The 21,015-nt window shown below is 61.8% G+C and carries 21 protein-coding genes; 13 read left to right on the top strand and 8 right to left on the bottom strand.

The window, feature by feature from the left end:
* The first annotated feature begins 168 nt into the window (after nt 1-168).
* The 5 genes from uvrD (at nt 169) to Q0V31_RS06285 (ending at nt 5,740) form a co-directional block, all read left to right on the top strand.
* Nucleotides 169-2,370, top strand: coding sequence for a DNA helicase II (uvrD, locus tag Q0V31_RS06305; RefSeq protein ID WP_298185760.1), 2,202 nt, complete (start codon nt 169-171; stop codon nt 2,368-2,370).
* Nucleotides 2,371-2,402: 32 nt separating this feature from the next.
* A complete protein-coding gene (locus Q0V31_RS06300) occupies nt 2,403-3,509 on the top strand; it encodes a TRAP transporter substrate-binding protein (RefSeq protein WP_298185758.1) in 1,107 nt (368 codons plus the stop codon).
* 184 nt (nt 3,510-3,693) lie between these two features.
* Nucleotides 3,694-4,272: a TetR/AcrR family transcriptional regulator gene (locus tag Q0V31_RS06295; protein ID WP_298185755.1), complete on the top strand. Its 579-nt coding sequence runs from the start codon at nt 3,694-3,696 to the stop codon at nt 4,270-4,272.
* Nucleotides 4,273-4,386: 114 nt separating this feature from the next.
* A complete protein-coding gene (locus Q0V31_RS06290) occupies nt 4,387-5,235 on the top strand; it encodes a TIM44-like domain-containing protein (protein WP_298185753.1) in 849 nt (282 codons plus the stop codon).
* Nucleotides 5,236-5,371: 136 nt separating this feature from the next.
* Nucleotides 5,372-5,740, top strand: coding sequence for a VOC family protein (locus Q0V31_RS06285; protein ID WP_298185751.1), 369 nt, complete (start codon nt 5,372-5,374; stop codon nt 5,738-5,740).
* 4 nt (nt 5,741-5,744) lie between these two features.
* On the opposite strand, the gene Q0V31_RS06280 is transcribed toward Q0V31_RS06285, so the two are convergent.
* Complete coding sequence (locus Q0V31_RS06280) at nt 5,745-6,338, bottom strand: hypothetical protein (protein ID WP_298185749.1); 594 nt, start codon at nt 6,336-6,338, stop codon at nt 5,745-5,747.
* A gap of 133 nt (nt 6,339-6,471) precedes the next feature.
* On the opposite strand from Q0V31_RS06280, the gene Q0V31_RS06275 reads away from it, so the two are divergent.
* The gene (locus tag Q0V31_RS06275) at nt 6,472-6,882 is read left to right on the top strand and encodes an SMI1/KNR4 family protein (RefSeq protein WP_298185746.1); all 411 of its coding nucleotides are present in this window, start codon (nt 6,472-6,474) and stop codon (nt 6,880-6,882) included.
* Nucleotides 6,883-6,907: 25 nt separating this feature from the next.
* Here the strand turns inward: Q0V31_RS06275 and Q0V31_RS06270 are convergent, their stop codons facing one another.
* The gene (locus tag Q0V31_RS06270; protein WP_298185743.1) at nt 6,908-7,567 is read right to left on the bottom strand and encodes a GntR family transcriptional regulator; all 660 of its coding nucleotides are present in this window, start codon (nt 7,565-7,567) and stop codon (nt 6,908-6,910) included.
* Nucleotides 7,568-7,777: 210 nt separating this feature from the next.
* A complete protein-coding gene (locus tag Q0V31_RS06265; RefSeq protein WP_298185740.1) occupies nt 7,778-8,548 on the bottom strand; it encodes an SDR family NAD(P)-dependent oxidoreductase in 771 nt (256 codons plus the stop codon).
* Nucleotides 8,549-8,668: 120 nt separating this feature from the next.
* Between Q0V31_RS06265 and Q0V31_RS06260 the strand changes: the two genes are divergently transcribed.
* The 5 genes from Q0V31_RS06260 (at nt 8,669) to Q0V31_RS06240 (ending at nt 15,239) form a co-directional block, all read left to right on the top strand.
* On the top strand, nt 8,669-10,060 hold the full coding sequence (locus Q0V31_RS06260; protein WP_298185738.1) for an aspartate aminotransferase family protein: 1,392 nt from the start codon (nt 8,669-8,671) through the stop codon (nt 10,058-10,060).
* A 113-nt stretch (nt 10,061-10,173) separates the two neighbouring features.
* Nucleotides 10,174-11,541, top strand: a complete 1,368-nt coding sequence (locus Q0V31_RS06255) for a glutamine synthetase family protein (RefSeq protein WP_298185736.1) — start codon at nt 10,174-10,176, stop codon at nt 11,539-11,541.
* A 108-nt stretch (nt 11,542-11,649) separates the two neighbouring features.
* On the top strand, nt 11,650-14,010 hold the full coding sequence (locus Q0V31_RS06250; RefSeq protein ID WP_298185734.1) for an EAL domain-containing protein: 2,361 nt from the start codon (nt 11,650-11,652) through the stop codon (nt 14,008-14,010).
* Between the two features lie 310 nt (nt 14,011-14,320).
* The gene (locus Q0V31_RS06245; RefSeq protein ID WP_298185731.1) at nt 14,321-14,806 is read left to right on the top strand and encodes an acyl-CoA thioesterase; all 486 of its coding nucleotides are present in this window, start codon (nt 14,321-14,323) and stop codon (nt 14,804-14,806) included.
* Nucleotides 14,807-14,834: 28 nt separating this feature from the next.
* Entirely contained in the window at nt 14,835-15,239 is a 405-nt protein-coding gene (locus Q0V31_RS06240; protein ID WP_298185728.1) for a DUF3301 domain-containing protein, read from the top strand.
* Between the two features lie 4 nt (nt 15,240-15,243).
* Here Q0V31_RS06240 and blaOXA read toward each other — a convergent pair whose 3' ends face one another.
* The 3 genes from blaOXA to Q0V31_RS06225 form a co-directional block, all read right to left on the bottom strand.
* Nucleotides 15,244-16,026, bottom strand: coding sequence for a class D beta-lactamase (blaOXA, locus tag Q0V31_RS06235; RefSeq protein WP_298185725.1), 783 nt, complete (start codon nt 16,024-16,026; stop codon nt 15,244-15,246).
* 86 nt (nt 16,027-16,112) lie between these two features.
* The gene (locus tag Q0V31_RS06230) at nt 16,113-16,991 is read right to left on the bottom strand and encodes an alpha/beta hydrolase (protein WP_298185722.1); all 879 of its coding nucleotides are present in this window, start codon (nt 16,989-16,991) and stop codon (nt 16,113-16,115) included.
* Nucleotides 16,992-17,047: 56 nt separating this feature from the next.
* Nucleotides 17,048-18,016 carry a GTP-binding protein gene (locus Q0V31_RS06225; protein WP_298185720.1) on the bottom strand — a complete coding sequence of 323 codons (969 nt, stop codon included), beginning with the start codon at nt 18,014-18,016 and terminating at the stop codon, nt 17,048-17,050.
* 144 nt (nt 18,017-18,160) lie between these two features.
* Here Q0V31_RS06225 and Q0V31_RS06220 point away from each other — a divergent pair, with 144 nt between their 5' ends.
* Entirely contained in the window at nt 18,161-18,514 is a 354-nt protein-coding gene (locus tag Q0V31_RS06220) for an NADH:ubiquinone oxidoreductase (RefSeq protein ID WP_298185717.1), read from the top strand.
* On the opposite strand, the gene Q0V31_RS06215 is transcribed toward Q0V31_RS06220, so the two are convergent.
* Nucleotides 18,511-19,155: a DUF1826 domain-containing protein gene (locus Q0V31_RS06215; protein ID WP_298185715.1), complete on the bottom strand. Its 645-nt coding sequence runs from the start codon at nt 19,153-19,155 to the stop codon at nt 18,511-18,513. The genes Q0V31_RS06220 and Q0V31_RS06215 overlap by 4 nt on opposite strands.
* A complete protein-coding gene (gene zigA / locus Q0V31_RS06210; RefSeq protein WP_298185713.1) occupies nt 19,155-20,360 on the bottom strand; it encodes a zinc metallochaperone GTPase ZigA in 1,206 nt (401 codons plus the stop codon). The genes Q0V31_RS06215 and zigA overlap by 1 nt, the downstream gene beginning before the upstream one ends.
* A gap of 332 nt (nt 20,361-20,692) precedes the next feature.
* Between zigA and Q0V31_RS06205 the strand changes: the two genes are divergently transcribed.
* Nucleotides 20,693-20,932: a hypothetical protein gene (locus Q0V31_RS06205; RefSeq protein ID WP_298185709.1), complete on the top strand. Its 240-nt coding sequence runs from the start codon at nt 20,693-20,695 to the stop codon at nt 20,930-20,932.
* Nucleotides 20,933-21,015: the final 83 nt, after the last annotated feature.

Here is a 21,015-nt window from a genome sequence, read left to right as displayed (position 1 = left end):
ACGCATCGCCCAAGCCGGATGTGGACTCACTCACAGCGCCCACGCGGCACTTCTGCTAAGCCCTGCCACAGCCCAGCTGCACCCGCTGAGCTGACTCACCAGTCGTCGAAAACAATTCGCACGACGGCCTGGTTTGCCCTGCCCGGCCGCGCCCCCTAGAATGCCGCGATGCAAAATGACCCCGAACTCCTGATCGCCTCTCTCAATGATGCCCAACGCCAGGCTGTTGCCGCGCGCGTGGGCCGGCAACTGGTGCTGGCCGGTGCTGGCTCCGGTAAAACCCGCGTGCTGGTGCACCGTATCGCCTGGTTGATCCAGATCGAGAACGCGTCGCCGCACAGCATCCTGTCGGTGACCTTCACCAACAAGGCCGCCGCCGAAATGCGCCAGCGCATCGAGCAGATGCTCGGCGTCAGCCCGGCCGGCATGTGGGTCGGCACCTTTCACGGCCTGGCGCACCGCCTGTTGCGCGCGCACTGGCAGGAAGCCGGCTTGGCGGAAAACTTCCAGATTCTCGATTCCGATGACCAGCAGCGCATCGTCAAGCGGGTAATCCGCGAGCTCGGCCTGGACGAACAGCGCTGGCCGCCCAAGCAGGCGCAGTGGTTTATCAACGGGCAGAAGGATGAAGGCCTGCGGCCGAAAAACATCCAGCCCGGCGGCGACCTGTTCCTCGCCACCATGCTGAAAATCTACGAAGCCTATGAGGCCGCCTGCGCGCGCGCCGGGGTGATCGACTTCTCCGAGCTGCTGCTGCGCGCCCTCGACTTGTGGCGCGACAAGCCGGGCCTGCTGGAACACTACCAGCGCCGTTTCCGGCATATCCTGGTCGACGAGTTCCAGGACACCAACGCCGTGCAGTACGCCTGGTTGCGCCTGCTCGCCAGGGGCGGCGAGAGCATGATGGTGGTCGGCGACGACGACCAGTCGATCTATGGCTGGCGCGGCGCGAAAATCGAGAATATCCAGCAGTTCTCGACTGACTTTGCCGACGCCGAAATGATCCGCCTGGAGCAGAACTACCGCTCCACCGCCGGCATCCTCAAGGCCGCCAACGCCTTGATCGCCAACAACCAGGGGCGCCTCGGCAAAGAGCTGTGGACCGAAGACGACGACGGCGAGCCGATCAACCTGTACTCGGCGTTCAACGAACACGACGAAGCGCGCTACGTGGTCGAATCGATTGAGGACGCCCTGCGCAAAGACGGCCTCAAGCGCAGTGAAATCGCCATTCTCTACCGCTCCAATGCCCAGTCGCGGGTGCTTGAAGAAGCCCTGCTGCGCGAGAAGATTCCGTACCGCATCTACGGCGGTCAGCGCTTCTTCGAACGTGCCGAAATCAAGAACGCCATGGCCTACCTGCGCCTGCTCGACGGCCGTGGCAACGACGCCGCGCTGGAGCGGGTGATCAACGTGCCAGCGCGTGGTATCGGCGAGAAGAGCGTCGAAGCGATTCGCGAATACGCCCGCGTGCATGACGTGTCGATGTGGGGCGCCATTCAGCTGATGGTCAGCGCCAAGGCCCTGCCAGCCCGTGCTTCGGGGGCCCTGGCCGGGTTTATCGAGCTGATCGAAAACCTCACGGCCAAAGCCCTGAGCATGCCGCTGCATCTGATGACCCAGACGGTCATCGAGCAAAGCGGCTTAATCGCTTACCACAAGGCCGAGAAAGGCGAGAAAGCCCAGGCGCGCATCGAAAACCTTGAGGAGCTGGTCAGCGCCGCGCGGACCTTCGACAACAACGAAGACGACGAGCTGAGCCCACTGCAAGCCTTTCTCAGCCACGCCTCGCTGGAAGCCGGCGACACCCAGGCGGCGGAGAACGAAGACAGCATTCAGTTGATGACCCTGCACAGCGCCAAAGGCCTGGAGTTCCCCCAGGTGTTCCTGGTGGGCATGGAAGAAGGCCTGTTCCCGCACAAGATGAGCCTGGAAGAGCCCGGCCGCCTTGAGGAAGAGCGCCGCCTGGCCTATGTCGGCATTACCCGCGCCATGAGCAAGCTGGTGATTACCTACGCCGAAACGCGGCGTTTATACGGCACCGAGACCTACAACAAGGTTTCGCGCTTCGTCCGTGAAATTCCGCCGCAGCTGATTCAGGAAGTGCGCCTGAGCAACAGCGTCAGTCGGCCGTTTGGCGCGGTGAGCCGCAACATGGGCGGCGCAAACAATGACAGCAGCCTGTTCGCCGGCAGCGCCGTGCCAGACACCGGCTTCAACCTCGGCCAACGCGTGCAGCATTCGCTGTTCGGCGAAGGCACCATCCTCAACTTCGAAGGCTCAGGCGCGCAGGCGCGGGTGCAGGTTAACTTCGAGAGTGAGGGCAGCAAGTGGCTGATGCTCAGCTACGCAAAATTGCAAGCGCTGTGACCAACCGTCTATTCAAACAATAAGGAGCCCCCATGATCCGCCGCCCTCTGCTGCTTGCCAGCGCCCTGCTCGCCGCCATCGGCCTGGCTGGGTGCAAGGAAGAACCTGCCGCACCGCAAGCAGTTGCTACGCCAGCCGCAGGGTCGCCTGCCGCAGAAAGCTTCCAGTGGAAGATGGTTACCGCCTGGCCGAAGAACTATCCCGGCCTGGGCACGGCGGCTGAGCGCCTGGCCGAACGGGTCAAGGTAATGAGCAACGGTCGCCTGACCATCAAGGTGTATGCCGGCGGTGAGCTGGTGCCACCACTGGAAGTGTTTGACGCGGTGTCGCGCGGCACTGCCGAGCTGGGCCATGGCGCGGCGTATTACTGGAAGGGCAAGGTGCCGGCGGCGCAGTTCTTCACGGCCGTGCCATTTGGCCTTTCCACCAGCGAGATGAACGCCTGGTTGAGCAAGGGCGGTGGCCAAGCATTGTGGGAAGAAGCCTATGCTCCGTTCGGCGTTAAGCCATTGGCGGTGGGCAATACCGGCATGCAGATGGGCGGCTGGTACAACAAGGAAATCAACTCGCTGGATGACCTCAAGGGCCTGAAAATTCGCATGCCCGGCCTCGGTGGCGAAGTGCTGAGCAAGCTCGGTGCGACCACCGTCAACTTGCCCGGCGGCGAAGTGTTTACCGCGCTGCAAACCAACGCGATCGACGCCACCGACTGGGTCAGCCCCTACAACGACCTGGCCTTTGGCCTGCACAAAGCCGCCAAGTTTTATTACTACCCAGGCTGGCAAGAGCCGCAGGCCGTGCTCGAACTGCTGATCAACCAGAAGGCCCTCGATAGCTTGCCGGCCGACCTGCAGGCGATCCTGACTGAAGCCACCCGCGCGGCTAACCAGGACATGCTCGACGATTACGTCTACAACAACGCCCTGGCGCTGGATCAGCTGAAACAGCAAGGCACCCTGCTCAAGCGCTTCCCCGATGACGTACTGGCTGCCATGCAACACCAAAGCACCCTAGTACTCGGTGAGCTGGCCGGGCAGAACGAACTGAATGGGCGCATCTGGGCCTCGATGCAAGCGTTCCAGGCACAGGTCAGCCTGATGCATCAGCTGTCGGAAAAAGAGTTGTACAACTGGCGCTAACGCGCCCACCGCAGGATGTGTTGCGCGCGCAATAGCCCGCTGCAAGCGCTGATGGGTTAAGCCGCTGCACCACGCAGCCATCCTACGCATCTGACCCCACTGCAAACGGAACCCTCGGGTTCCGTTTGTCGTTTGCGCGGCTGGCCTACGTATCAGCGGTCATACTCAAACACGAGGTGAGCCGATGAAACGCGCAACTGTCTCCGCCGCACAGATTCTCGATAGCGCCCTGCGCCTGGCCGATGCCTGCGGCTGGGAGCGCCTGCACCTGTTTGATGTGGCCGCCGACTTGAATGTGGAGCTAAACAGCATCGCCAGGCATTACCGCGACAAGGATCAGCTGGTCGAGGCCTGGTTTGACCGCGCCGACCAAGCCTTGCTGGCCCGCGCCACGGCCGCTGACCTGCTGCCGCTGGAGCCGACCAAACGCCTGGAGGAGTTGCTCATCGCCTGGCTCGACAGCCTGGCGGCACACCGTGCGGTGACCGGGCAGATGCTGCTGTACAAGCTCGAGCCCGGCCACCTGCACCTGCAAGTGCTCGGCCTGCTGCGCATCAGCCGTACCGTGCAGTGGTGGCGCGAGGCGGCGCAGCGGGAAACCCTGCACCTGCGGCGTATTGCCGAGGAAAGCTTGCTAAGCGGGGTCTACCTGCGCAGCTTTATCCACTGGTTGCGCCATCCCGAGGAAGGGCCCGCCGAGTTCCGCGCGCTGCTGCGCAGACAGTTACGCTGCGGGCCGTTGCGGGTGTTGCTACGCCGCTAAGCAGTGCGCTGGCACGGGCAAAGGCAAAAGCCGGAAACATTCTATGGCTAGCCAGCGACGGTTACGCCGGGCAAGATGCCGCGCGTAGATCCAATAACCAAGAGACAGCTAATCATGCAGCGTTTCCTTAGCATCGCCCTGGCCATGTTCCTCAGCCTCGGCCTGACCATGAGTTTCGACGCCGAAGCCAAGCGTATGGGCGGCGGCAAATCCTTCGGTTCCGCGCCAAGCCATCAGGCTCGCCAGGCACCCACCCAGCAATCTGCAGCGCCAGCGACCGCCGGTCGTCAGCCCGCCGCCGCCAGCGGCGCTTCGCGCTGGTTGGGTCCATTGGCCGGCCTCGCGGCAGGCGGCCTGCTCGCCTCGATGTTTATGGGTGATGGCTTTGAAGGCCTGCAGATCATGGACATGCTGATCTTCGGCCTGATCGCCTTCCTGCTGTTCCGTTTCCTCGCCGCCCGTCGTCGCCAGGCCCAGCCAGCCGCCGCCGGTGGCGCGCCGTATCAGCGCGAAATGCCAGCCCAGGCCGCACCCAGCTCGATCTTCGGCGGTAACGGCGCAGCTGCCGCCATCAAGCCGGTGATCAACGCCCCAGCCTGGTTCAACGAGCAGAGCTTTGTCAGCGCCGGCCGTGAGCACTTCCTCAGTTTGCAGCAGCACTGGGATGCCAACGAGATGGATAAAATCGCCGAGTTCGTCACCCCACAGCTGCTGGAGTTCCTCAGCCGCGAGCGCGCTGACCTGGGTGATGGCTTCCAGTCCACCTATGTCGACGACCTCGACGTGCAGCTGGATGGCGTCGATGACCTCAGCGACAAGACCGTCGCCACCCTGACCTTCACCGGCGTGGCCAAAACCTCGCGCTTCGACCAAGGCGAAGCGTTCAGCGAGAGCTGGCGCATGGAGCGTGCGGCCGGTGACAACCAGCCGTGGCTGGTCGCCGGTATCCGCCAGAACGGCTAATACCCGCAGCAACAAAGAAAACCCGGGCATGCCCGGGTTTTCTTTGTCCGTCATTCAGCAAACGTATGCGCTGGCGCCGGATACACTCAAGGCGCAAGCTGTACCCTTCCTAGCGCTCCACCACGAGGACTGCACAATGATCGGATACACAACGGTCGGCACCGCCGACATGGAAAAAGCCAAGGCCTTCTACAGCCCCTTGCTCGCCGAAATGGGCGCCAAGATCGTCATGGATATGGGCCGCATCGCCTTCTATGGCGTTGCCAAGGGCCAGCCGATGTTTGCCCTGTGCGTACCTTACGACAAGCAAGCACCCAACCCCGGCAACGGCAACATGGTCGCCCTGCCCGGCGGCTCCCGCGAAGGTGTGGATAAGCTCTACGCCAAGGCCATTGCGCTCGGCGCGAGCAGTGAAGGCGAACCCGGTGAGCGCATTCCAGGCTTCTACGGCGCTTATTTCCGCGACCTGGACGGTAACAAGCTGGCCTTCTTCCATATGGGCTAACGCATTAGCCCGGGTCGACAACAGCACCCGGTGGCTCAGCCGCCGGGACAGGCTGGCGGGCCTTATCACTCCAGGCCTGAATTTCTTCACTGCGCTGACGACTGTTGAGCTGAGCGCGGTCAATCATCTCCTGATAATCCGCCAGCCAGCTGCGTGAACCCGGCAACATATTGGCCAGATCACGCATCCCCACTTTGAGCCCCTGCATCACCTGTTGATAGTCGCGCTCTTGGGCCTGCAACACCTGGCTCACTTGAGCAATGCTATCGGGGTTCTCTGTGCGCTCGAACAGAGCGTTCAGCTGCGTAGCCTGCTGGCTGGCCACCAAGGCTTCCTGGTTGCTCAGGGCAGCCTGCTGCACTACCAGCCGCTGTTCAAGTTTGCGTACCTGCTGCTCTAACGCCTCGATACGTGGTCCATCACCGGTGCTGAACAGGCTATACATGTTCAAACCGACCGAGATCAACATCAGGCTACCGAGCAACACGGCCAAGGCGATGATGAACAAACGATTACGCTTGCCTGCCGAGGTCAGCAACTGCAACCGCTGCTCCTCACTCAATACGCCGTCTTCAGGTTCTTGCGCTGAGCTTTTCATGACCAGACCATTTTATGACGTTAAAAAATTGGCGAGCCGATTAAACAGGAAGATAGCACTTTGCCAGCTTTTTGCTTAGCCGCGTCTAGGGTATAAGACGCTCCCGTTATTACCCGTAAAAGAGACAACGCCCGTGGAAGAAGTCATCGAACAACTGCGCGAACTCAACGAACCCGTGCCGGTGCCGCTGGAACTTCCGGAAGAAGAAGTGCTGGTGGAAATCCAGGAACAGATCCTCATCCACCTGCCCTACGCCCTGCGCGAGTATCTGTTACAGGTCAGCGATGTGGTCTATGGGCGCCTGGAGCCGGTGACCGCCAGCGATCCACAATCGCACACCTACCTGCCAGAAGTCGCCGCCACCGCCTGGTCCCTCGGCGTACCGCGCGAGTTCGTTCCGCTGTGCGAAGACCACGGTAACTACTACGTCGTAGAAGAAGACGGCACCGTGCTGCTGTGGGAAGCCGAGACCACCGAAATCAACGAAGACGAAACTTGGGAATCGGTGTGGCACTGGGTGCGCGACGTCTGGCTGGAGAGCTAAACCGTCACGCCTGCCGCCAAGCGCGCTAAAGCCGCTTGGTGGCCTGCTCCAAGTCCAACAGATTCAACAAAAACCGCGCAAAATAGCTTAGATCCTGCTCCATCGCCTGGCGGGCGGCTTTGGCGTCGCCGGCTTCGATGGCGGCAAAGGCTTGTTCATGGAAGTCATTCAGGCGCAGCGACAGGTCGGCTTCGGTGAACAGCCGGTTGAAGAATGGCCCGACCTGCAGCCACAGCGACTCGATGCTGCGCAGTAACACCGGGTTGCCGCAGGCAGCATACAGGTGCAGGTGGAACTGGCTGTTGGCATCCAGGTAGCGCTGCACCTGGCGCTGCTCAATGGCGGCATCCATGCGCGCGACGCAATCGCGCAGCTCGGTAAGATCGGCGGCAGTCAGGTTGGGGGTGGCCAGTTCCACGGCCAGGCCTTCAAGGCTCAGGCGCACCTGGAAGATGTTCTGGTAACGCTCGCGGGTCATGGGTGGCACGCGCACTGAGCGCTGCGGCTCACCTTCCAGTGCGCCCTCGGCGACCAGGCGTTGCAGCGCTGCACGCACCGGCATTGGGCTGGTGCCCCATTCGGCCGCCAGATCACGGATCTTCAAGCGCTCGCCGGGTTGAAAGCGCCCGGCCAGCAAGCCAGCGCGGATACGTTGATAGAGCTGGTCTTGCAGGTTATCGGCCATGGCTCAGCGAAGTCCTTGTGCCGGCGGTGCAGGGAGTTGGTCGAGGGTCAGCGAGCAGTTATGCATGGATTCTCCAAAGTTCAGCACATTGGTCTGAGTGGTTCTGCTAGAGGCAGGTTAGGCGCAGGGCTGCTTGAAAAGCGGAGTTGACTGCAGTCAATGAGCATTTTCGAGCAGCCCTGCAACAACGCCTGACCGACGCAGAAGCGCTCAGGGCGCTTTGTTTTCGATCAGGCAGTTACCACCATCCACCACCAACACTTCACCGGTGATATAGCTCGCCTCGCGGGACGCCAGGAAAGCCACCGCCGCCGCCACTTCCGCTGGACGGCCGGCACGACCCAACGGGGTGTATTCTGCCGCGTGGCGCTCTTCTGCGGTACTCGAACCGGTGGCAATCCAGCCGGGCGCGACGCTATTGACCGTAATGCCCTGCTTGGCCACCTCCAGCGCCAAGCCCATGGACAGGCCGAGCATGCCCGCTTTAGCCGCACTGTAGGCCGCCTCACCAGGGTTGCTGCCACGGGTGCCGGTGGTCGAGCTGATATTGACGATGCGTCCATAGCCACGCGCGCGCATGCCCGGCAGCACTGCACGGGTGAGCAGAAAGGCCGTGCCGAGATTACGCGCAATGGACAGGTTCCAGGTCGCCAGGTCCATCTCTGCCAGTTCGGCAAAGGGCTCGGGGCTGCCTTGCATGGCCATGCCGGCGTTGTTGACCAGAATGTCGATATGACCCCACTGCGCCTGCGCCCATTGCATAAGCTCGGCCACCTGCTGCTCATCGGTCAGGTCAGCAACCTTGGCCCGCGCGTCTAACCCTTCGGCACATAACTCGGCGGCGCGTTGTTCAATCCGCGCGCTGCTGGCCGTTAATAGTAGGCGTGCGCCGGCTTGGCCCAGACGCCGCGCAATGGCTAAGCCAATGCCGCTTTCACTGCCCGCTCCGCTGATCAGTACCACCTGCTTCTGGAAGGTCATTTGATTTATCCTGTGATCACAAAATATTATTAAATCTAACAATAAAGCCATTAACAGCCAATTATTGCTATTTATGTGATCACAAAATAGCATGATCGAATAACCAATGAGGTGTTCAGCATGACTGCCAGTGGTATCAGCCCAGCCGCTGTAGAGGCGTTCGCCAAGCGCGAGCGTCAGCGCTTTATCGAGCGCAACCCACAATCCGTGGCCCTGGCCGAGCGCGCGCGTAACTCGCTGTACGGCGGCGTGCCGATGCACTGGATGGCCGACTGGTCGACGCCCTGCCCATTGTTCGTCGAGCGGGCCAAGGGCGCGCGCTTCTATGACGTCGATGGCCATGAATATGTCGACTTCTGCCTGGGCGACACCGGCAGCATGTTCGGCCACTCGCCGGAGCCGATCGCCAAGGCCATTGCCGAACAAGGCAATAATGGCCTGACTACCATGCTGCCCGGCGAAGATGCGGTGGTTTGCGGCGAACTGCTGGCTGCACGCTTCGGTCTGCCGTACTGGCAGGTGACCGCCACCGCCACTGACGCCAACCGTTACGTACTGCGCTGGGCGCGGGCGATCACCCAGCGCAACACCCTGCTGGTATTCGACGGCTGCTACCACGGCACCGTTGACGATGTGATGGTGCGCCACCGCGACGGCCAGACCGTGCCGCGCTCAGGCTTGGTTGGCCAGGCCTACGACCTGACCCAGCACAGCCGCTCGATCCCCTTTAACGATATCGATGCGCTGGAAGCGGCGCTGGCGCAAGGCGATGTCTGCGCCCTGCTCTGTGAACCGGCAATGACCAACATCGGTATGGTGCTGCCGGAGCCAGGCTTTATGCAGCAATGCCGCGAGCTGACGCGCAAGTACGGCAGCCTGCTGATCATCGACGAGACCCACACCATCTCCACCGACATCGGCGGCTGCACCCAGCTGTGGAACCTTGAGCCGGACTTCTTCGTGGTCGGCAAACCGATTGCCGGTGGCGTACCGTGCGGCGTCTTCGGTTGCAGCGCGGCGATGGCCGAGGCCATGAGCGCCGCCCAGCACCGCGCCAGTGCAGGCAGCCACGGGCATGGCCATAGCGGCATGGGCACCACGCTGTCAGCCAACGCGCTGGCCATGCACTGCATGCGCGCCAACCTAGAACAGGTGATGACCGAGGCGGCCTACGCGCACATGCTGCCGCTGGCTAAACGCCTGGCCGATGGCTGCCGCGCACTGATCGGCAAACACGGCCTCAAGTGGTCGGTGACCGAGCTGGGCGCGCGCAGCGAGTTTCAGTTCTGCCCGCTGCCGCCGAAAACCGGCGCGCAGGCTGAAGCGGGGTTCCACGACGAATTGCAAATGGCCCTGCACCTGTACCTGATCAACCGCGGCATCCTGATCACCCCGTTCCACAACATGACCCTGTGCTGCCCGAGCACCACGGCGGCGGATGTGGACCAACTGATCACCACCCTCGATCAGGCCCTGAGCGAGCTGCTGGCGATTCCCGACGCCCGCGAATAAACCAAATTCGTCGGATGGGTCGGCTCGCTCAGGTTGAGCGCAGCGATACCCATCAGACCGCATCGATGGGTTACGCCGCTTCGCGGCTAACCCATCCTACCCAGGACACCGCCATGCAATTCGCCGATATTCAGGAAGCCCGCGACTTCCTCGCCCAACACCCGGACGTGCGCAGCATCGAGCTGATGTTGATCGACGCCAACGGCATCCCGCGCGGCAAGCTGTTGCACCGTGACGAGTTGCTGGCCGTCTACGAGAACGGCCGGCCGCTGCCCAGTTCGATCCTGGCGCTGACCATTCAGGGCGAGGACGTGGAAGCCAGTGGCCTGGTCTGGGAAGTCGCCGACGCCGACTGCTGGACCTACCCGCTGCCCGGTAGCCTGACCCTGCAACCCTGGCGCACCCGCCCCACCGGTCAGTTGCAGGTGAGCATGCACCCAACTCAGGGCCTGCCCGCCGCACCGGCCGATCCACGGCATGTGCTGGTGCGCGCCATCGACCGGCTCAAAGCCGATGGCTACCACCCGGTGATGGCGGTGGAGCTGGAGTTCTACCTGCTGGAGCAGCAGCGCGACAGTAACGGTCGCCCGCAGCCGGCGCTGCAAAGCAATGGCGTGCGCCCGCAAGCGCCACAGGTGTATGGCGTGTATGAGCTGGAGCAGTTACAGCCGTTTCTCGACGACCTCTACGCCGCCTGCGAGGTGCAGGGCTTGCCGGTGCGCACGGCGATTTCCGAATACGCCCCGGGCCAGCTTGAGTTGACCCTGGAGCACCGCTTCGACGCCCTGCGGGCAGTGGATGAAGGCGTGCGCTACAAGCGTCTGGTCAAGGGCGTAGCCAACAAGCACGGGTTGCAGGCCTGCTTTATGGCCAAACCCTTCGCCGATTTGGCCGGCAGCGGTATGCACATGCACGTCAGCCTGGCCGATGCCGAGGGCAACAACCTGATGGCCAGTGACGATCCAGAGGGCACGCCGCTGCTCAAGCACGCCATCGGCGGCATGCTGAGCACACTCAACGATGCGCTGGCGATCTTCTGCCCCAACGCCAACTCCTACCGGCGCTTCCAGGCCAACAGCTACGCGCCGCTGGCCAAGAGCTGGGGGGTGAATAACCGCACCGTGTCGCTGCGCGTGCCCGGCGGCCCGGCCAACAGCCGGCATATCGAGCACCGCATCTGCGGCGCCGACGCCAACCCCTACCTGGCGGCTGCGGCAATCCTCGCTGGTATCCACCACGGCATCCAGAATCAGCTTGACCCCGGCGCAGCCATCGTCGGCAACGGCTATGAACAGGCCCGCGAAACCCTGCCGAGCGACTGGCTGACCACACTGCGCGCCCTGGAACATTCCGCCTGGGCCAAACACGCCCTGGGCGAGGAGTTCCTCTCCGTATTCCTGGCGATCAAATGGGCCGAGTTCCGCCAGTTTATGGGCGAAGTCGGCGAGCAGGATTGGCGCTGGTACCTGAGCCACGCCTAAGCGTGCTTGGCAACTTCGGTATATATTGCGGGCCATAACGACGGGGGGAATCTCCACCTGCATATTTCGCTCAGCGCTCCATCGCCAGGAAGGTTCCACCCGCAAATCATGGCCACTATCGCTAAGTTGCAGGCGTTACTCGGGCGCGACAGCCTCGGACTGTGGATGCTCTTGCGTCTGAGTGCCTTGCTGTTTGTCGTCGGCGGCGTGTTCCTGTGGCTTTCGTACTACGTCTTGGATCAGCGCTTCGATGAGTTCGACCAAACGCGCTATCAACAAGAGTTACTGCGCGTGAACGCGGTGTTTACTCAAGGCCAGACGAGCATGAAGGCGACGCTCAAGGACTATGCCTACTGGGATGACACCTATGCCTTCATTGAGGACCAGGACCCCGACTATGCCGGCAATAACTTCACCCCGGACTCACTGCACAACCTGCGCCTAAGCGGGGTGGTGATCACCGACGCCGCGGCCTCCTCGCTGCTGAGCCTGATCATGGATGCCGAGGGCGAGGTCGTGCCAATGCCCGACGACCTGCTGAGCCAACTCAAGCCTTATCTGACACCGCTGAATCCAACAGATACCGCAGACAGCCCCAGCTCGTTTCTGCAGATCCTCAACGGCCAACCCTTTTTGATTGCCCGTTCAGCAATAAACAACACCCTGGCCAGCCTTCCGGCCAACGGCGTGATGTATTTTTTGCGGCCGCTGGATGAGCAGTACCTGCAGTACCTGCAAGCGCTCACCGCAGTGCAGTTTGACCTGCTCAGCACTGCACATGCGGCGGGCTCAGCCTTCGCCGTGACTCGCCATGAAACGCCTGCGGGGCCGCGCTGGGCGGTAACCACCCAATTAAGCGACCTGCCAGCCACGTTGCAAGTCAGCGGGCCTTCTGCTCTGCTGAAGGAACGCCGCTTGACCCATCAAACCCTCGCGGTGAATGCCATTGCCCTGATGCTCTGCTCATTACTGGGCGTTTACCTGATCGTGCACTTTCGCTTGCTGGGCCGCTTGCGGCGTTTCTCCGGGCTCGCTGACCGCCACCGGCAGGCCCCTGACGCGGCGACTCGCTGGCCCGTGGAGGGCGCAGATGAACTCGATAATCTTGGTACATCGCTGAATGAGCTGATCAGCGAGGTCGAATCCAGGCACCGCGACCTGAGCCACATCGCCGAGCATGACTCGCTCACCGGCATTGGTAATCGACGCATGCTGATGTCGCGCCTGACGGTGCTGCAAGCGTATGACACGGCGACAGCCAAACCGCTCAGCAGTTTGCTGTTGCTCGATCTGGATAGCTTTAAATTGCTCAATGACGGCCTGGGCCATGAAGCCGGTGATGATGTCCTCAAGATAACCGCACTGCGCGCCCAGGAGCTGGTGAGAAGCGACGACACCGTTGCCCGCCTGGGGGGCGACGAATTTGCCATTTTGTTTGAGGGCATCGAACCACTCAAGGCACTGCCATTGGCCGAACGCCTGCTGAGGGCGCTGGAACAGCCCATCCGCTACCAGGGGCAGCAGATCAGTATTCGCGCCTCGGCCGGCCTCACCGCGGTGGATGCCACGCTCAGCAAGGAAGACACGCTGCGCAATGCCGACCTGGCGCTGTATGAAGCCAAGCGCCGCGGCAAAGGCCAAATCGCGGTCTTCGATCGCGGCCTGCTGATTCAAGCATCGCGGCGCATGTGCCTTGAACAGGCCTTGCACACGACCCTGCAGGCCGAGCAATTAGAAGTCTGGTTTCAGCCGATTGTCGATGCGCAGAACAGTACCCTAGTCGGCATGGAAGCCTTGTGCCGCTGGAACTTTGAGGGTGAATACATTCCACCCGGTGAGTTTATCCAGATTGCCGAAGAAACCGGGATGATCGCCACGCTGGGCCGCTTGGTTTTCGACCAAGCCGGGGCAGCACTGAGACGGTTGCGCGCCGATTACCCAGATTTGGCGTGCAACGTGAATTTATCGATCCGCCAGTTCCGCGACAGCGATCTGGTGGCGGACCTGAACGACTGCCTGCAGCGTTATGACTTACCCGCCGCTGCGCTGCATTTGGAGTTGACCGAGAGCATGGTGGCTGAATCCAGCACAGAGATCCTGCCGACCATGCGCCGCTTGGTCGACCTCGGCTTTAAGTTTCATTTGGACGACTTTGGTACCGGCTATTCCTCATTGAACCGCCTGCACGTGCTGCCTTTTGACGCCCTCAAACTCGATCGATGCTTTGTCACACCGCTGAGCGACGGTGACGACCTGATCGCGCGCGTGATCATCAATATCGGCCACGACCTGGGCATGCGGGTCATCGCTGAAGGCGCAGAAACCGAGCTTGAGGTGATGCGTCTACAGGCGTTGGGCTGCCACCACATTCAAGGGTTTTTCTTTGCCAAGCCCATGCCGCTGGATGACCTGCAACGCTGGATTGCAGAGTACCTTCAGCACTCGTCAGACACTCATAGGCGCGACTAGCCGCCAGTGCCGAGCACCGCCTGAAACCTGCAACGCTAAACCTGTAAACCCGACGCCTGTAGCGCCCCAAGCCCCATGCGTAGGCTTGCAGGAGCTAATCCACAGACCTGAGCAGCCACACCACCCTGAATATCGGCTTCGGCCCTTCGGCCGGTAAATAACCCGCGCTGCCTCGCTGCAGGGCAGTGACCCGCATCCTCCAGCAGCGCGGCAAGCCGCTTGCTTATGCTTTGCCGCAACCAGTACCGTAGCGGGCTTATCGTGCGTCAGTGCATTTCACCCGCTCGATCAACCCGTCACAGAGTGCCCTATGCAAGCCGGAACCGCCCAGCTGTCGATGACCGTCCTGATGACCCCAGACATGGCCAATTTTTCCGGCAATGTTCACGGCGGCACCCTGCTCAAGTACCTCGATGAAGTCGCCTACGCCTGCGCCAGCCGCTATGCCGGCTGCTACGTGGTGACCCTTTCGGTGGATCAGGTGATTTTCCGCCAGCCGATCCATGTCGGCGAACTGGTGACCTTTCTCGCCTCAGTCAACTACACCGGGCGCACCTCGATGGAAGTCGGCATCAAGGTCATCACGGAAAATATCCGCGAACGCTCGGTACGCCATACCAACAGCTGCTTTTTCACCATGGTCGCGGTCGATGAAGAGCGCAAGCCGGTGGTCATTCCAAGCCTGAGCCCGGACACGCCGGACGGTCTGCGCCGGCAACGCCAAGGTCAGCAGCGCCGGCAAATTCGCCACGAACTGCAACAGCGCTATGAGGCGCTTAACCAAGCAGAAGCCTGAGGCATAACGCCCTGCTGCTGGAGCTGCGATGATCGACCTCTTCGATGTATTTCTGCTGATGCTGTTCGCCACCGCCTGCGCCTGGCTGTGGCATGCCCATGGCTTGCGCGAGCGGGCGCTAACGCTGGTGCAGCAACACTGCGCCAAGGCCGATATCGAACTGCTCGACGGCAATGTTGCCCTGCGCCGGCTCGCGCTGCTGCCCGATGCCCGCGGGCGCAAACGCCTGGCGCGGGTGTATGGTTTCGAGTTCACCGTAACCGGCGAGCAGCGGCATATCGGCAGCATCACCCTGTTTGGCAAACAGCTGGGTCGGATTGAGCTGGCCCCGCATCCGTTTCGTGAGCCGCCAGCAGCCAACGCTCAGGTGATCGAGATGCAGCAATGGCGCAGCCAGCATCCGCGCAGGGATGACGACAGCTCGCCGCACTAAGTCGCTACAACAGGCCGAGTGCCTTGAGGCTGGCTTTGCCCAATTCGACGCGTTTGCCGGCATCCTGCAAGTCGTTCATCGGCATATTCAGGGCAAAGCTGTAGACCCTACCTGCTTGCTCCAGCCAGCCCACCCACCAGCCAACACCCGGTTTGACGGCGGTTGCCCAGCCGGTCTTGCCATACAGGCGCCAGCCGCTCTGCTCTTCAAGCAAACTGATCTCACGCACCGTCACCTGAATATCCTCAGCAATGGCTAACTGACCTTGGGCCAGGCGCGCGAGGAACTGGGTTTGCTCAACCGCGCTGATTGCTAATGGCCCCTTGAGCCAGAACTGATCGACTTGCTCACCGATCTCAGCATTACCGTAATCCAGCGCCGCGACCTGACTGCGCATTGTGGTTAAACCAACGCGCCGCGCCAGCACCTGATAGACCGCTACGTTGGACACCTTGAGCGCCTCACGCAGGCCCATGTCGTGCTCCCAGGCTTTGAGGAATTTAGGCTCACCGTCGTAGGGGAACACCTCATCAACACTGCTAACCGCCCCAGTCGAAAGGCCAATCAGAGTATTCGGGATTTTGAAGGTGGACGCTGGCAGGTAGCGGGTTTCGGCTCGTTGGCGGTTATACCCCTGCACCTGCTCGCTGCCCACCTCGTGGAGGACAAAGGTGCCCTGCACCCCCGCGTCCTCAAACACCTTGGCCACTGCGGGCTGATCCAGCCATTCGAGAGCAGAAGCTTGACCGGCGACACACAACAAGGCGGCACACAACCAACGCATCATGGAAACTCCTTGAAAAATAGGCCTGCTTAGACCGACTCAATGGCGGCCAGCACCGACAACGCGCACAGCCTCGCGCTCATCGAGGGCTAATCACGCTGCAACAGAAAGTGCACCACGCGAGCCGCGCTGTCGACCGGCTGCTCCTGCATAAAGCAATGCCCACCCGCCACCACATGGGCGCTGACATGCGCATTGCGGGCGCACCAGCGCGCCACTGACTTGGCCACAAAAGGGTAACTGTGCTGGCCGTACAGCACCTGAGTCGGGGTGCTGACTTTGCCCAGGGACGACCACAGACGCTTGGGAAAGGAGCTGAAGATATCCGCCTCACGACTTGGCCGGCACTTCAGCTCGACACCCTGCTCGCTGTCTTTCAAGGCGTGCTGGATATAGGCGGTAAACGCCTCTTCGGTCCAGCCGCGAAACATGCCCCGGCCGTGCAGTGCGGCATGGGCGGCGGCGCGATCCGGCCAGCTGCTGCGGCGCTTCAGGGCCTTACTGGCCAGGGTGGTACGGCGGTTCAGGCCGACCACATCGGACAGCGCCATGACCCCAATCATCGCAGGGCTGAACAGCACCGGGTCGAGCAACACCGCGCGCTGAAACAGCTGCGGCTGCTGGGCCAGCATCAGCCCGGTCAACACCCCGCCAAAGCTGTGGCCCACGGCAAACACCGGGGCATCGGCAAAACGCTCACGCCCCAGCGCAAACGCCTCCAGCGCCAGCTCGGCACTGCGGTTCCAGCCGTGAAAACGCCCGCCATGATCACTCTCGCCATGGCCCTGCACGTCGCACAGCCACAGGTCGAAATCCTCGGCCAGCGCCTGCAGCAGCGGTGTATACACCCGCCCGCAATAACCGTTGCCATGCAGAAAATGCAGCAACGGCTTACCCGAAGGTGGCGAGTGCCAGCCGCGCAGGGTGAAGCCGGCCGAGCAGTCGTGAGACCAAGAAAGCAGTTGCATGGGGCTTATCCAGAAAAAAGTGCGCGCAGTTTATCAAGAGTCGCCAGCCTTGCGCCTCAAGGCAGACGGCACTGGGCAAACCCTCGCTGCAAGGCAGCGCTGTCCTGCGCTTCGCTAAAAATCAGCTCCAGGCGCGAGTCCTTGCGCCATTCGCTGTTGCGCCAATGCACGACCTGGCCATTCAAGGCATTGGCGGACAGCCAGCCGGCATTGGTGTGCAGCACCAACTTGGCGCGCTGCCAGGGCAAACGACTGAGCCATTGTTCAACCTGCACCCGCTCAAACTGCTGGCTGGGGTGCCAACGCCAGCCGATGCTCCAGCCTTCGGCCTGCTGCTGAATCTGACAAATCGGCTCACTTGGGCGGCGCCATAGCTGCGGCAACGGCGCAGCAGCATCCGCCAACTCAATCAGCGCATCGGCCTGGGCCTGGGCCTGAGCATTAAAGCCGGGCAGTTGCGCCAACGGCAGCTGGCCCTGGCGGGTCCAATACAACGGGCGTGCCGGCAGCTGCGCCTGGATTCGCACTTTAGTCGCTTGGTCCAAGCCTTCGGCCTTGTTCAGCAGCAACAGCCCGGCACAGTTCAGCGTTGCCTGCTGACTCTGCGGCAGGGCTTCACCGGCGGCCAGCGCCTGGGCGTCCAGCACCAGCAAGGGCGGCTGCACCGCCAGCACGCCAGCCCAGGGCGCTTGGCGCAGTTGTTCGAGTAATTGCAGGGGATGACCTAAACCAGACGGCTCGATCAGCAGCCGATCCGGCCTGGCCTGGCGCAGCAGGCGGCTTAAGCCGACCTGAAAGGGCACACCATTGACGCAACACAGGCAGCCGCCCGCCACCTCGCCGAGGGCAACGCCGTCGTCATCAGTTGCCAGCAGGGCCGCGTCGAGGCCGATCAGGCCGAACTCATTGATCAGCACCGCCCAGCGCTCGTGGCCGGGCCGTTGCGCCAACAAATGGCCAATCAGGCTGGTCTTGCCGGCACCGAGCGGGCCGGCAATAACATGGGTGGGGATATTTTTCAGCATGGGCGCAGGTTGTGTTGTCCATCGGCAAGGAAGGTGGCGGCTGTGGCCATTCTACCGCCCTAGCCGCGCCACCCCCAACGCAGCCCGCAGACTGATTAAAGCCTGCGTGCTAGAGTCGCCGGCATATTTTCAGAGGGTCGCTCAATGCGCGTTTTTCTGCTGCTAAGTCTGTTTACTGTGTCCAGCCTGGCCTGGGGTGAAGCCTGCGTGGTGCGTAGCCAGGCCGAGCGCTTGGATGTGAAGGTCTGCCAGCAAAACCGCAGCATCCCGCCCAACCTGTTTCGCACCGGTTTCTGCCAGCCGCAGCTACAAGGGCAGAAGGTCGCCGTCGAGTTTGTCGAGCAGTGCCCCATGGGCTCCTTCGGCGTCTGCCGTAACGCCACGGTCGGCGGCACACTCTACAAACAGGACGTGCACTATTACGGTGTCGCCAGCGACGCCACCTACCTCAAGCCCTTCTGCGAGAAGCAGAGCAGAGGCGTGTGGATGGCGCGCTAGGCCAACCAATCCAGAGTCAGTAACAAACGCCGCTCAGCCAACGCGGGCGACGGCGAGCGGTGGATCAGCCCAGCCCCTTCATTACCGATCCAGCGCTCGCCTTTGGCCAACAACACATCGCCAGCCTTGGCCCGCTCGATCAGTGCAGCATCGCTGGGCTCAGCCGCCGGATCGCCCAGACGACGGCGAGCCATCACGCCCTCGGCCAACCACTCACTGCCTGCCCCTGCGTAACTGGTTATTAGCCTCACAGGCACATGGTCGACGTGAAAACGCGGGCACATCGCGTTGTCGAGAATACGCAGGCGCAGGCCGATGCGTTTTGCGTCAAACAGGCAAGCAAACGCACTGACCAGCCAGCGAATGTCTGCAACAAAGGCCGCCTGCCCCGGCAGATCGCGGTAACGATCGACGAGCCCACTCAGGTTCGGCGTACTCTCCGGGTTGCCCAGCTCCAGCACGATGGCGTGCCCCAACGGCTCGCCCTGGGCGAGCAAGGCGGTGGCGAAATCACTGACCGGCGCTGGCAATTGGCGCTGCCAGACAGCCAGGTTGACCTCATCACGCAGCACCTCACCAAGCACCTCGATCTGCTCGCTGCTGACCTGCTGCAGCGGCGGTCGCAGAACCGGCGCCAGCATCAGGCGACCTCCTCATGCCAAGGGCCGAACGGATCAGGCAGCGTCCGCCAGGCGTCACTGCCCAAGGCCATTTCGGCATCGGTTAACAGGCAGGCGTCCAGCTCAGCGGTCAGTTGTGCGAAGTCGATGTTCTGGCCGATAAACACCAGTTCCTGGCGGCAATCACCGACCTCGGCGTGCCAGTGCTGCATGATCGTCTGCAGACCCTCCTGGTCTTCCGGCCACTGTGCTTTCGGCACAAACCGCCACCAGCGCCCGGCAAACCCATGGCGCATCAGGCCGCCGGCCTGCGACCAACTGCCAGCCTCCTGGTACTTACTGGCCAGCCAGAAGAAGCCCTTGGAGCGCAGCAGCCGACCATTGCTCCATTCACGGTTAATCAAGTTGAAGAAGCGCTCGGGGTGCAGCGGCCGCCGCGCTCGGTATACGCTGGAAGAGATGCCGTATTCCTCGGTTTCGGGAATGTGCTCGCCGCGCAGCTCCTTGAGCCAGCCCGGGGCCTGCGCAGCGCGCTCGAAGTCGAAGCGGCCGGTATTGAGGATTTTCGCCAACGGCACCGCGCCCATGGCCATCGGCAGAATCTCGGCGTGGCTGTTGAGGCCACGCAGAATGGCCATCAGCTCTTCACGCTCGTAACTGCTGATCAGATCAATCTTGCTCACCAGCAGCACGTCGGCGAACTCCACCTGCTCGATCAACAGGTCGGTTATCGAGCGCTCATCCTCTTCGCCGAGGGATTCGCCACGGCTGGTAAGGCTCTCGGCCTCATGGAAGTCACGCAAAAAATTCACCCCGTCGACCACCGTGACCATGGTGTCCAGGCGCGCCACATCGGCCAGGCTCTGGCCATCTTCACCACGGAAGGTGAAGGTTTCAGCCACCGGCAACGGCTCGGAAATGCCAGTGGACTCGATCAGCAGATAATCGAAGCGGCCAGCGTTGGCCAGACGACTGACCTCCTCCAGCAGGTCTTCACGCAAGGTGCAGCAAATGCAGCCGTTGCTCATCTCCACGAGTTTTTCTTCGGCGCGGTTCAGGCTGACATCACGCTGAACTTCGCTGCCATCAATGTTGATTTCGCTCATATCGTTGACGATGACTGCAACTTTCAAGCCCTGACGATTTTTCAGGATGGTGTTAAGCAAGGTGCTTTTGCCGGCACCGAGAAAGCCGGACAGAACGGTTACGGGAAGGCGGTTGGGCATAGCAGGTGACTCCAGCGTTGATCAGGCATGGCAAGTAATAGTTATAACATAACATTTAATTTAATGGACGGAAGCTCAATTAGCGCTGAGCAACCCGCCCTACTCACCCAGAAAATGCCTAGGCATGGGCTGAGAGCCAGCATCCATAGGGGTTTCACGTGGAACGCTTGAATACGCCTGGGTTTGCGCCTGCCCCGCGAGCTGAATAGTGATGCCGCCTTCGCTCAGGTGTTTTTTACCCGCCAGGGATTTTCTGTGCAGCAGGCACAGACGCTGACGCTTGGCGCTGTTACTTTGCCGCGCATGCTGATGTACAAAAACCTGGAGCCCTGATGAACACCCTGACGATGATCATGCTCGCGGCAGTGCTGCTGGCCGCCTGCGCGTTGGCCCTGTGGAGCTGGCGCAACCAGAAGAGGCTGGAGAAGCTCGATGAGCACATAAACCGACAGAGCGAGCTGATCGAACAACTCGACAACGTGCTGGAAAACCCGCAACTCAGCGAAACCGAGCAGCGCGTGCAAAGTGAAGCCTTGCTGGCCAAGCTGCAGGCCACCCGCAAATCCAGGTAGCGACCGGCGCTGCCGAGCGGAACACCCGGTAACGTCCCGCAAGGGGACACCGCGCCGGGATGCTCGTATCCTGTAGGGCCAGC

The sequence above is a fragment of the uncultured Pseudomonas sp. genome (assembly GCF_943846705.1).
Classification (GTDB): domain Bacteria; phylum Pseudomonadota; class Gammaproteobacteria; order Pseudomonadales; family Pseudomonadaceae; genus Aquipseudomonas.
The sequence above is the reverse complement of the archived record's forward strand: the minus strand, read 5'-3'. Positions and strand labels throughout refer to the sequence as shown.